The following is a 12,912-nucleotide window of genomic DNA, read 5'->3' as shown; positions in this document are numbered from 1 at the left end:
CTTGCGGACGGATCAGCCCAGCGCGTAGGCCCGGATCACCGTCTGCTTCACCGTGTTGCCGGCCGAGTCCGCGGCGGAGGTCCGCAGCGAGACGAAGCCCTTGCCCGCGGGATGCCGGACCGTGGCGACCCGCTTGTCACCCGTCCCGCGCAGCGCGGCCTTCTTCCAGGTCCGCCCGTCGTCGTAGGACACGTCCACGGTCACCGACCGCACCGTGCCGACCGTGACGCCCGGCTGGTGCTCGACCTGGACCGGGATGTCGAAGGTGCGGCCGGCCGGCGCCGTGTTCGCCGCGTTCAGCGGCGGCGCGAACCGCACCGTGTGCAGCGGCAGCCGCCGGAACTCCTCGCCCGCGACGTGACCGGACGTGAACGTCCACTCGCCGCGGACCTCGGTCGACAGCCGGTGCGGCGCGCCGCGGGTGGCCGTCGCCTCCAGCCGGTAACCGGCCCGGCCGGCCGGGACCTCGAACTCGTTGCCCTCGCCGACCAGGGCGCCGTTGCGGTACAGCTTCACCTTCTCCTCGGCCAGGTAGGAGAGGCCGGGGTGCCCGGCGCCGTCACCGAACAGCGGCACGTAGGCGATCACCACATCGCCCTGCCGGCTCGCCCAGAGCGCGTCGAACGGCGGCTGGGTGACGTTCGGGCCGAACACCGCCCGGTTCCACTGCTGATGGTAGGTGCGACCGGCCCGGTACTTCTGGATGCCGCTGGTCGCCTCGTCGATCCACTCCGGGAAGCCGTCGCTGCCCGGGCGCTGCTGGTGGAACTCACCGCTCCAGCCGGCGTCCGGGTTGACGTACTCGGTGCGGCGGAACGGCAGGGTGAACGGCGCGAACGCCGCCCACGTGCCGCTCTCCTCGGAGTAGCGGGCCAGGTTCGCCTTGATGCCCTGGACCCCGGTCGCCTCGACGCCGTAGGACGACGTGATGGTCGCCAGTTCGGAGACCTTGGGCGCCTTGCGCAACCCGTCGAACATCCGGCCCTGCTTGAAGTACGCCAGGTCGGTCGTGTACGGGCTGTTCAGGGAGCTGCCCTCGGCGTCGAGCCGCGCGAACGAGCCGTTGGCCGAGGCGACGAAGAACGGCTTCGACACCCGGGACAGCGGGCCCGCGTACATCGTGCTGAAGTCCTCGCCGACCAGGCTCGCGCCGTAGCTTGCCAGGTCGGTGATCCACTCCGCGTTCACGGCGGCCAGCAGGGTGCCGGCGTCGCGCTGCGGCGGGGTCACCCGGACCGCCTTCGCGGTGCGGGCGTCGATCGTCAGCGTGCGGTCACGGTCGACGGTCAGCTCCGCCTCGGTGATCATGGTGGTGGTCTCCTCGCCCTGGTAGATCCAGGAGAAGAGGCCGTACCGGCCCTTCGGGACGCGCGCCACACTCGAGGTCGGAACCTCGGTGAAGCCGGGCTTGTCGAGTCCGGCGAGCACGACGACGCTGTCCTCGGCGGGCTGCCCGTCACGGCCGATGACACGCACCGTGAGGTTGTAACTCTCGACCTCCTTGATGACACCGAGCGCGGTCGTCACCCGTACCCCCGAAGTGGAAGTGGCGGTGAGAAGACCGCCCAGCTCGCCATCGGGAAGGTTTTGGCCGGTGCCGGCGGTGACGGTGGTGGACGCGGTGCCACCGGCCGGCACCGTGAGGCGGTCCGCCGCCACCGTGAAGGGCGCGCCCGAGACCGACAGTGAAAGATCGACAGCTGCGCTGCCGACATTACGATAAGTGACGGTACGGGTGATCGGCTGATCGTCGTCGTGCGGCCAGGCCTGGATGCCGAAGCTGACGCTGCCCTCGTCGACCGTGACCGTCTGGGTGATCTGCCGGGACACATCGATGCGACCGGCGCCCTGGTCGAACGCGTTCACGCCCTCGGTCGGCTTGGCCGAGCCGATCAGCGTGTTCTTGCGCAGCCGCGACGACCAGTCCGGGTGCTGCTGGACCAGCAGCGCGGCCGCTCCGGCGACGTGCGGCGTGGCCATCGACGTGCCGGAGAGCGTGGTGTACGCGTCACCGACCGGGTCACCGATCACCCCGTTCGCCGCCTTGGCCGCCACGATGTCGACGCCCGGCGCGGTCACGTCCGGCTTGAGCGCGCCGTCGCCGACCCGCGGGCCCTTGCTGGAGAAGTCGGCGATCTGGTCCTCCCGGTCCACCGCGCCGACCGTCAGCGCCGCGTCCGCGGACGACGGCGAGCCGATCGTGCCCCGGTCGAACGCGTTGCCCGCCGCGATCACGAACAGCGTGTCGTGCTGGGCGGTCAGGTCGTTGACCGCCTGCTCCAGCGGGTCGATCTCCGGCGTGTCCGTGCCACCGAGGCTGATGTTGACGACCGGGGCGCGCTCGGCCGCCCAGACCATGCCGGCCAGGATCGCCGAGTCCTCGCACCACTCCTGCTCGCACACCTTGCCGATGGCGAGCTTGGCGCCGGGCGCGACACCCCGGTACTTGCCGCCGGACGCGGCGCCGGTGCCGGCGATCGTCGAGGCGACGTGGGTGCCGTGGCCGACCTCGTCGTCCACGCTGGGCGCCGTGGTGAAGTTCTCGGCCGCGGCGATCTGCCCGGCGAAGTCCGGGTGGGACTGGTCGATGCCGGAGTCCAGCACCGCCACGGTCACCCCGGTGCCGTCGTACCCGGCCTGGTAGGCGGCGGGCGCGCCGATCTGCGGGACGCTGCGGTCCAGGTTCAGCTTGCGGCGGCCGTCCAGCCACACCTTCCGCACGCCCGGCTGCAGCGTGCGGGCGGTCTCCGGGCCGGTGGTCAGCGACGACCAGACGCTCGCGCGCCCGGCCAGGTCGGCCCGGACCGCCAGGGTGTCCAGCGCCGACAGGTCGCGGGTGACCCGCGCCTCCCCCGCGGAAAGCGCGGAGCGGGCGCGCGACGCGCCGGCATCGGGGTACGAGACGAGCAGCGGAAGCTGGTCGTCCTTCACCACCGCGGCCAGCTCGGTGACGTCGAAGAGCCGACTGTCGAGGCGGCCCTCCCGGAGCAGGCTCTGCGCGTCGGACGGGATCACGTAACGGTGGCCGTCGGAGGTCCAGCTCGCGAACGTGATCCGCTCCCGGCCGGGTCCGGCGTCGACCGTGGCGGTCGTGCCGTTCACGGTGACGCGGTCGCCGGTGATCAGGGTGACTGCTTCGGCCGTACCCGATGGGGTGGGCCGTTGGGATTGGGATTGGGGTTGGGATTGGGGTTGGGCCGCGGCTGACGCCGGCGCTGCGAACAGGCCGAGCGCGAGGAGGGAACTTGTCAGTAAGGCGGGCACTCTTCGATGCATGCTTTGCCTCCCGTGCCGGGACCACCCCGGCTCGGGATCGACAATTGCAGATGGATGCAATCATCTTCGTCGACGTCGCACCGGTGCGGCCCTCCCCGCCCGGCGCAATCGTCTAGTCTCGCCGCGGGGCAGATCGGCGCACGCCGCGGAGAAGGGCGCATGACCATTACAGACGTGACTACGGCCGAGGTCCGCGGCGAGCCCCGGTGGCGCGCAGCGGTCCGGGACGCGATCCCGGCCATCGGCATCTACATCTTCCTGCGCCTGATCAGCCTCGAGGTCATGTCGGTGCTGGCGCGCTACAGCTACGCGCAGGACCCCACCAAGCAGGTCTATCCGGACGGGTCGACCAACCAGTGGCGCGGCTACACGTCGTCGCTGGACGCGCTCGTCTCCTGGGACGCCCGGTGGTACACGATGATCGCCGGGCAGGGCATCGGCGGCCCGCTCGGCGCGGTCGATGCCAGCGGCGTGCCCTACGAGCACCGGCTGATGTTCTTCCCGCTCTACCCGTGGCTCGCCCGGCCGCTCGCCCAGCTGCCGTTCGTCTCCCCGGTCGCCGCCTGCATGGTCATCTCGCTGATCTCGGCGATCGCGGCAGCCTGGGGGCTCTACCTGATCGGCCGGCACGTCCACGATCACCGGGTCGGGATCATGCTGGCCGCCGCGTGGGCGGTCGCCCCCGCCGCGATGACCCAGAACGGCGCGTTCAGCGAGTCGCTCTTCACCGCGCTCGCCGCCTGGGCGCTGTGGGCGGTGCTCACCGAGCGCTGGGTGCTCGCCGGGGCACTGGCCGGCCTCAGCGGCCTGAGCCGGCCCACCGCCGCCGCGCTGATCGGCGTCGTCGGCCTGGCCGCGCTGATCGCGGCGATCCGGCGGCGCGGTGGCTGGCGGCCGTACGCGGCGATGCTGCTCGCCCCGGCCGGCCTGCTCGGCTACGTGGGCTACGCGAGTCACCGCCTCGGTGGCGTCGACAGGTACTTCGACATCCACGAGAACACGTTCGGCGCGTGGTGGGACTACGGCACGTCGACGTCGAAGGTGGTCTGGGACGTGATGCTCGGCAACAGCGAGGACGCCGGCAAACCGATCCGGGTCCTCAACGTGCTGATCCTCTTCGGCTTCCTGATCCTGCTCGCGATGCTCTTCGCGAACCGGGTGCCGTGGGTGCTCAGCGTCTACGCGCTCGCCACCCTGGTGCTGGCGGCCGGCTCGCACGCGCACATCTCGATGATGGGCCGGCACCTGCTGCCCGCTTTCACGGTGCTGCTGGTGCCGGCCGTGGCGCTGGCGAGGACATCGACCCGGAACATGGTGATGCTGCTCGGGTCGCTGGCAGTGCTCTCCGGCTGGTACGCCGGGTGGCTGCCGTTCATCTCCGGTCAGGCTATTTGACGGCGGTTCTGCCCGCCCGCCGGGCGGCGTCGATCACCGGGTCGGTCTCGTCGTCGAACTGGCCGATCACCTGCTCCAGCAGGTCCTCCAGGGTGACCAGGCCGGTCACCCCGGCGGGTTCGGTGACCAGCGCGAGCTGGCTGCGGCGCTGGCGCATCGTCGCGATCGCGTTGACCACACTGGTCTCCGCGGGCAGCGACAGCGGTGTGGACATCAGCGATCCCGCCGTGGCCGGGCTGCCGGAACTGGTCGCCTTCGCGGCCTCCCGGACGTGCACCACGCCGACGATCGCACCGGACCCGTCGGTCACCGCGAGCCGGGACCGGCCGCTCTCGATGCTGCGCAGCTCGATCGCCCGGGCGTCGGCGCCGGCATCGACCGACACGATCCGGCCGGTCGGCACCATCACCTGGCGCAGCTCGGTGGACTGCACCGCCAGCATCGCGGTGAGCAACTCGTGCTCGGCGTCCGCGATCGTGCCGTGCTCCTTCGAGGTCTCCAGCAGCATCCGCAGCTGTTCCGGGTTGTGCACCTGGGCCAGCTCGTCCTGCGGGGTCACCTTGACCAGGCGCAGACACGCGTTCGCCAGCCCGTTCAGACCGGCCAGCACCGGGCGCAGGACCGTGGTGAACCCGACGAACGGGATCGCCAGCAGCTGCGCCGAGCTCTCCGGGTGGCTGATCGCCCACGATTTCGGGGCCATCTCGCCGATCACCACGTGCAGGAAGCCGACCAGGGCGACGGCCAGGACGAACGCGATGCCGTACGCCACGCCCTCCGGCAGCCCGACCGTGGTGAGGACCGGTTCGAGCAGGTGGGCGACGGTCGGCTTGGCGAGCGCGCCGAGGCCCAGCGTGCACAGGGTGATGCCGAGCTGGGCGCCGGCCAGCATCATCGACAGGCTCCGGGTGCCGGCCAGCGCCACCCGGGCGCCGCGGGAACCCTCGCCGGCCGCCTGTTCCAGCCGGTGCCGTTTCGCGGCGACCAGGGCGAACTCGGCGGCCACGAAGAAGCCGTTGAACGCGAGCAGCAGGAAGGAGACGATCAGTGCCCAGGTCGTGCTCATGCGGACACCTCTTCCCGGACGCTCAGGCTGATCCGGTCGGGGACGTGCCGGCGCACCGCGAGAACGGTCAGCCGGGCCACGCCCTGCGGTTGCGGGTTGCCGTCCTCGTCGACCAGCGCGGGCAGCTCGACGTCGATCTGCTCCAGCGCCGACGGCAGGTGGCCGAGGCGGGCCAGGATCAGGCCGGACACCGTGTCGTACTGGTCGTCGGTGGGCAGCCGGACACCCGTGGCCTCGGCGATCTCGTCGACCCGGGCGCGGCCCGGGACCGTCCAGGAGCCGTCACCGTCGCGTTCGATGATGGGTTCCGGCAGGTCGTCCTCGTCGTGGATCTCGCCGACCAGCTCCTCGGCGACGTCCTCCAGGGTGATGATCCCGGCGAAGCCGCCGTACTCGTCGACGACGATCGCCATCTGCCGGTGCGCCGACTTGAGCCGGTCCAGGACGACCGGCAGCCGGGACGACTCGGGCAGCGCGATCGGCTCGGTGGCCAGGTCGCGGACCGGGGTGGTGGCCCGGGCCGACGGCTCCAGGGTGACCACGTCCGCGATGGCGACCACGCCGATCACGTCGTCGACGTCGTCACCGATCACCGGGAACCGGGAGTGCCCGGTGTCCAGCAGCTCCACCACCCGCGAGGCGGGCTCGGAGGCGTGGATCGTGGTGACGTCCACGCGCGGACGCATCGCCTCCGCCGCGGTCCGGGTCCGGAAGTCCAGCCCGTGGTCGAGCAACTGGGCGGCCCGCGGGTCGAGCGTGCCCTGGCTGCCGGCGGTCGCGATGATCCGGTCCAGGTCCTCCGAGGTGGCGCCCTGCGGCAGCTCCTCGATCGGCTCGATGCCGACCGCGCGCAACAGCCGGTTCGCGGTGGCGTCGAAGACCCGGATCAGCGGGCCGACCACGGTCAGGTAGATCAGCGTGGACCTCGACAGCGCCCGGGCCAGGGTCTCCGGTTTGGCGATCGCCAGGTTCTTCGGGGCCAGCTCGCCGAGCACCATCTGCACCACTGTCGCGAAGAGCAGCGCGAACACCATCGAGATGCTGGTGCTCACCGACTCCGGGACGCCCGTGGCGCCGAGCAGCTCGGCCGTGCCCTCACCGAGGAACGGCTCGGCCACGTAACCGGCGAGCAGCGCGGTGACGGTGATACCGACCTGGGAGCCGGAGAGGACGAACGAGAGACGCTGGGTGACCCGCAGGGCCCGCTCGGCGGCGGCGTCCCCGTCGTCGGCCATCGCCCGCAGCCGCTCCCGGTCCACGGCCACGTAGGCGAACTCCTGCGCCACGAAATAGCCGGTTGCCGCGGTGAGCAGCACAATCGTCAGAACACCGAGAAAAATCAGCACCGGGTCATCCCCGGCCTCGTACTACAGCCTTCTTCACTCACAAAACGGAAATTACCAACGCTCGCTGAGGGTTCGCTGGGAGCGACGCCGCGAGTGTGACGCCGCTCCCAGCCATGATCAGTTCAGACCGGACTCGATGGCCTCGATGATGCGGGGCCGCAGCTCGGCTGCCTCGATCACCGCGTCCACCGAGCCGACCTCGACCGCCCGCTGGATGCTGTGCACCCGGTCGAACTCGGCGGCCACCTCGTTGAGCTTCTCCGCCCGCACCGAGGTCCGCAGCCCGTCCAGCTCGGCGAGCAGGGTGCTGCGCTCGGTGCCGGAGACCGCCGCGGCCCGCGCCTCCAGGTCACGCACCCGGGGATCGGCGGCGGTCCGCGCGTTCACGTCGCCGGCGAACACCACGGCCGCGGCCGGGGCGCCGCCCAGCACCGAGGCGAACGAGCCGTTCACCGCGAGCACCGTCATGTTCTCGTTCAGGGCCTTCGAGAAGACCACGAACGCGCCGCCGTGGTAGCGGGAGATCACGCAGAAGACGATCGGGCCGCGGAAGTTGACGATCGCCCGGCCGATCTCCGCGCCGTACTCCAGCTGCAGCTTGCGCATCGACTCCGGGGAGCCGTCGAAGCCGGAGAGGTTGGCGAGGACCACCAGCGGCCGGTTGCCGGACGCCGCGTTGATCGCCCGGGCCGCCTTCTTCGACGAGCGCGGGAACAGCGTCCCGGCCGTGTACGTGTCCGGGCCGTCGGTGGGCGGGAAGCCCCGCCGGGTCACCGAACGCGACTCGATGCCGAGCAGGCACACCGGGATGCCACCGAGGTGCACGTCCTGGACGACCGCCGTCTCCGCGTCGGCCATCCCGGCCCACCGCTCCAGGACCGGGTGGTCCTGGTCGGCGAGGGCGCGCATGACCGTACGGATGTCGAAGGGCTTCTTGCGGTCGGGGTTGGCCGTGGCCGAGAAGATGTCGCCGACCGTGGTGAAGTCGCTGCCGGCCAGGGTGTGCGGGAAGTCCCGCACGTCCCGGTCGACCGGGTCGGTGGTGGCGACCCGGCGCGGCCCGCTCTCCCCCGGTGCGATGTAGGTGTGGTCGTAGTGCGACATCAGCACGCCGGCGGCCGCGACCAGGTCGGGCGCCCAGTACTGCGCCTGACCGTTCGGGCCCATCACCCGGTCGTACCCGCCGATGCCGAAGTTGTCCTCGGCGGAGACGCCACCGGAGAAGTCCAGCGACTGCTTGCCGGTGAGCACCATCGCCGACTCCGGCGTCATCACCAGGATGCCCTTGGTGTGCATGAGCATCGTGGCCTCGGCGTTCCAGTACGGCTGGGCACCCACGTTGATGCCGGCCACCACGATGTTGATCTCACCGCCGGCCTGGGTGAACTCGACGATCCGGCGCAGCGCGGCGGCCACCCAGTCCATGTTCTCGGTGCCGGTGTCCATCGCGATCCGGGCGCCCGAGGAGAGCGCGTACCACTCCAGCGGCACGTTCATCGTCGACGCCAGGTCGAGCGCGGCGATCACCCGGCGGCACTCCGGCTCGCTCAGCGACCCGAGCGCCTTGGTGGGGTCGCCGAGCAGCAGCACCCGGGTGACGCCCTCCTGGTGGCGCAGGGTCGGCGTGGTCACCACACCGGCGACGATGGCAGCGGAGTTACGGCCCTTCGGCCGGTCCACCGGGACCAGCGCCGAGTTCTCGTCCAGGTCGTGCTCGACGAACTGGCCGAGCATCCCGGTCAGCTCGTACGGGTAGACGGTGTTCCGCGCCGCCGCCCGCTGCACCTTCTGCTGGTAGTCGTCGAGCGGCTCGAGCGGCTCGACCGGCGGCTCGCCGACCGAGAACTCCGGACGGCCGGTCGGGCCGAACGCGATCCGCAGGGCGATCTTCTGCAGCGCGCCGTCGACCCGCTGCCGTCCGATGAAGAGGATCTCCTGCATGCCCGCGCCGACCGCGGTGGGCGCCACCCGCTGAGCGATCATCGTGAGCTCGGCGACGGTCAGCTCGATCGCCGGCCACACGTAGACGACCAGCTGGTTGCCCTTGAACGCCGCCTTCGCCGGACGCCGCGACTGCGCCCGCCGGATCGAGTCGAGGCAGCTGGCCACCACGTCCTCCGCGGTCGGCAGCGCGACCAGGCGGCCCTCGTGGTCGCGGAACTCGGTGAGGTCACGGACCTGGGCGAGCGCGACCAGCCGCTGGTCGGCCGGGTTCTCCCGGGCCACGGCCTGGAAGAGGTGCACCTCCTCGTCCACCGAGGGCAGCCGGGTCAGGTCGAACTTGGAGAACCGCTCCAGCTGGAGCCGGTGCGCGATGTACGGGTGCAGCCCGCGGATCAGCCGCTCCTCCTCCATCCCGGTCGCCGACGGCCGGAACGTGAAGTGGTGGTGCCCGGTGGCGCCGTGCCGGCCGGCCACCGCGATCGTCACGCGGCGCACCTGCTCCGGCAGCATCGTCGCGCTGACCGCGCTGTGCAGCGCGGTCGCCATCTCGTCGACGTCCGCCGGCTGGTCGTCCCAGCTCAGGTAGATGTCGGCGTCCACCGCGCCGCCCCGGGCCAGCTCGGCGAGACCGGCGAGCGCGCCGCTCAGCCGCTCGTGGGCCACCGCGGTCGAGGCCACCCGCAGGTCGGTGCGCTCGGCCACGACGAACGAGCAGCCGGCGATCGCCCGGCTGGTGACGCCGGTCAGGCCCTTGTTGCCGTAGTACCGGCGGGTCAGCACCTCGAGCATGACCGCGTTGTCCAGCTCGGGGCGGGCCAGCCGCTGGCCGAGCAGCCGCATCAGCGGCTCGGTGCTGCGGACCATCGCGGCGATCCGCTCGGCGCGGTCCGGCGCGTCCGGAGTGGTGTCCAGGTGACGCAGGTGCTTGCGGATCCCGGCGTAGACCAGGGCCCGGTTGCGGCGCAGCAGCGGCTGGCCGAACCAGGCGAACACCACGCCGCGGGCCAGGTCGGCGAGGACCGGGAAGCGGATCTGGGTCGCCGAGATGACCCGCTCCAGGGCGAGGCCGGCCGGCTCGTGCGACACGTCGTCCGGCGGCGGCTCCTGCAGCCAGTTGCGCAGCAGCGCGGCGACCACTGCCGCGTCGCCGGCCGCCCGCTGCTGGGCCAGGAAGATCCGGAACACCGCCGCCTCCAGCTGCGGCGTGCGGTCCAGCTCGGTGACGCCGTAGTGGCCGAACACCTTGCCGAGCCGCGCCTTGAACGTCTCCGGCAGGCCGGCTCGTTCCACGTCCAGGCTCTGCAGGTACGTGTGGAAGTACTCCCGCGGGCTGTGCACCAGGGAGTCGCCGCCGCTCTCGTCACCGGCCGGCCGGTTGCGGCTCAGCTCGGCGAGGTCGGCGAATGTCTCCAGCAGCTCGATCTCCTCGGCCAGCGGCCGGGCGCCGCTCGCGGCGGCAGCCGTGCGCGCGGCGAGGTACTCGTCGAGCACCCGCCGGTTGTCGTGCGGGTCCACGTCGAAGCCGAGCAGCAGGCTGCGCAGGTCACGCTGGCCCCGGGCGGCCCGCTCGCGGGCGGAGACCTCGTCGGGCTCGGCGGGCAGGTCCAGCTCGGCGGCCTCGACGATTTCGGCGACCTCGGCCTCCTCGCCGGCGATCGGCTCCAGGCGCAGCAGCGGCGCGCCCGCGTCGACCTTGCTGCCGACCGAGACGACGAGCTCCTTGAGACGGGCCTTGAACGGCGCGCGGAGCACCGCCTCCATCTTCATGGCTTCCAGGACGAGCACCGGGGCGCCCGCCTCCACCTCGTCGCCGACCTCGAGCGGGGTGGCCACGACCAGCGCCGGCATCGGGGAGCGCAGCACGCCGCCCTCGTCCCGGCTGATCCGGTGCGTGACGCCGTCGACCTCGACCACGTGCGTGGACTTGTGGGTGCCGGTGAGCAGCCGGTACCGCACGCCGTTGACCCGGATCTGCCCGGTGTGCCGGTCGAACCGGTCCAGCTGGACGTCCGCGACCCGCGACTCGGCGCCGGACTCGATGCCGACCCGGAACCGCTGCGGGCCGACCCGGGCCACCCGCACCCGGTACGTGGCGCCGCGCAGCTTGAGGTCGAGCGGACGGCCGCTCTCGTGCTGCACCTGCGGGCGGCCGCCGAACGCGGTGGAGAGCAGCCGCTGCTGCTCGGCCTGCTCCTCCTCCTGATAGACCTCGATGGCGGCGGCGGTCAGCGCGACCGCGGAGTGCCGGTTGGAGACCAGCCGGCCCTCGCCGCGGACCCGGTCGATCCAGCCGGTGTCGGCGCTCGCGTCGATCACCTCGGGCTGGTGCAGCAGGTCGAGCACGAAGCTCTTGTTGGTGGCGCCGCCCTCGATCACGACCATCGTCTCGGTCATGGCGCGGCGGAGACGGCCGAGGGCCTCGTCACGGTCCCGCCCGTACGCGATGATCTTGGCAATCATCGAGTCGAAGTCGGCGGCGATGGTGTCGCCCTCGCTCACGCCGGTGTCCACCCGGATGCCCGGGCCGGCCGGCAGGTCGAGGCGCGCGATCCGGCCGGGGGCCGGGGCGAAGTCGCGGTCCGGGTCCTCGGCGTTCAGCCGGGCCTCGATGGCGTGCCCGCGCTCGACCGGCGGCTCACCCTGCAGCCGGTTGCCGGACGCGACCCACAGCTGCGCCTTGACCAGGTCGAACCCGGTGGTCGCCTCGGTGATCGGGTGTTCCACCTGGAGCCGGGTGTTGACCTCCAGGAAGGCGAGCAGGTCGTCGCCGGGGTGGTAGAGGAACTCCACGGTCGCCGCGCCGCGGTAGCCGACCGCGACGGCGAGCCGCTCGGCGGACGCCTTCAGCTCGGCGGCCCGCTCCGGCTTGAGCACCGGCGACGACGACTCCTCGATGACCTTCTGGTTGCGCCGCTGCACCGAGCAGTCGCGCACACCGAGCGCCCACGCGGTGCCCTGACCGTCCGCGATCACCTGGACCTCGACGTGCCGGGCGCCGGTGACCAGGCGCTCCAGGAACACGACGCCGCTGCCGAACGCGCGGGCCGCCTCCTGGCTGGTCCGCTCGTAGACGTCGGTCAGCTCGTCGGCGCTGCGCACCACGCGGATGCCACGGCCGCCGCCACCAGCGGTCGCCTTCAGCATCAGCGGGTACCCGATCCGCTCGGCGGCCTCCTTCGCCGCCTCCAGGGTGGCGACCTCGCCGCGGCTCCACGGCGCCACCGGGACGCCGACCTCCTCGGCGATCAGCTTGGAGCCGATCTTGTCGCCGAGCTTGCGCATCGCCTCCGGGCTGGGACCGATGAACGTCACGCCGACCCGCTCGCACAGCTCGGCGAAGGCCGGGTCCTCGGCCACGAAGCCCCAGCCGACCCAGGCGGCGTCCGCGCCGGTCTCGACGAGCGCGCGCTCCAGCACCTTCAGATCGAGGTACGGCCGGGCGGCGGCGGGCCCCAGGTCGTAGGCGACGTCGGCCTCACGCACGAAGGTGGCGTGCCGGTCGACGTCGGTGTACAGCGCGACGGTTTCGATCGGAGTCCCGGTCTCCGCGGCCACATCTCTGGCCGCGTGGATGAGGCGCATGGCGGCCTCACCCCGGTTGACGATCACGATACGACGGAACACCGAATCGAACCCTTTCTCTACCAGGCCTGGTCGCAGACGACCGGTCCGGACTGTAGTAAACCGTGCCCACCGGGAAGCCCTCGAAAAACTTGCCTACTGAGCAGTAGGGCGGTGCGGGAAGGTGTCCCGGCCAACTGAACTAACGACTGTCCTCCGGTCCTGACTCTATTAGTCACGAGACGTTTCATCGACAGTCGTGTCATCGCCCCATTGACAAGGCAGGGAGCTGCTCATAGCGTCAACGAAATCGTTTTCGGGATT

5 protein-coding genes are annotated in these 12,912 nt (G+C 71.7%); 1 reads left to right on the top strand and 4 read right to left on the bottom strand.

The features are described from left to right. Nucleotides 1–12: 12 nt before the first annotated feature. Complete coding sequence (locus AMIS_RS11825; RefSeq protein WP_014442508.1) at nucleotides 13–3,102, bottom strand: S8 family serine peptidase; 3,090 nt, start codon at nucleotides 3,100–3,102, stop codon at nucleotides 13–15. Nucleotides 3,103–3,450: 348 nt separating this feature from the next. On the opposite strand from AMIS_RS11825, the gene AMIS_RS11820 reads away from it, so the two are divergent. Further along, the gene (locus tag AMIS_RS11820) at nucleotides 3,451–4,671 is read left to right on the top strand and encodes a glycosyltransferase family 39 protein (protein WP_231859284.1); all 1,221 of its coding nucleotides are present in this window, start codon (nucleotides 3,451–3,453) and stop codon (nucleotides 4,669–4,671) included. On the opposite strand, the gene AMIS_RS11815 is transcribed toward AMIS_RS11820, so the two are convergent. The 3 genes from AMIS_RS11815 to AMIS_RS11805 form a co-directional block, all read right to left on the bottom strand. Next, nucleotides 4,664–5,737, bottom strand: coding sequence for a hemolysin family protein (locus AMIS_RS11815; protein ID WP_014442506.1), 1,074 nt, complete (start codon nucleotides 5,735–5,737; stop codon nucleotides 4,664–4,666). The genes AMIS_RS11820 and AMIS_RS11815 overlap by 8 nt on opposite strands. Then, a complete protein-coding gene (locus tag AMIS_RS11810; protein WP_014442505.1) occupies nucleotides 5,734–7,083 on the bottom strand; it encodes a hemolysin family protein in 1,350 nt (449 codons plus the stop codon). The genes AMIS_RS11815 and AMIS_RS11810 overlap by 4 nt, the downstream gene beginning before the upstream one ends. A 117-nt stretch (nucleotides 7,084–7,200) precedes the next feature. Further along, nucleotides 7,201–12,651, bottom strand: coding sequence for an ATP-binding protein (locus tag AMIS_RS11805; RefSeq protein WP_041829706.1), 5,451 nt, complete (start codon nucleotides 12,649–12,651; stop codon nucleotides 7,201–7,203). Between the last annotated feature and the right edge of the window lie 261 nt (nucleotides 12,652–12,912).

Source organism: Actinoplanes missouriensis 431 (assembly GCF_000284295.1).
Lineage (GTDB): Bacteria > Actinomycetota > Actinomycetes > Mycobacteriales > Micromonosporaceae > Actinoplanes > Actinoplanes missouriensis.
This window is presented reverse-complemented; position numbering and strand designations above follow the sequence as displayed.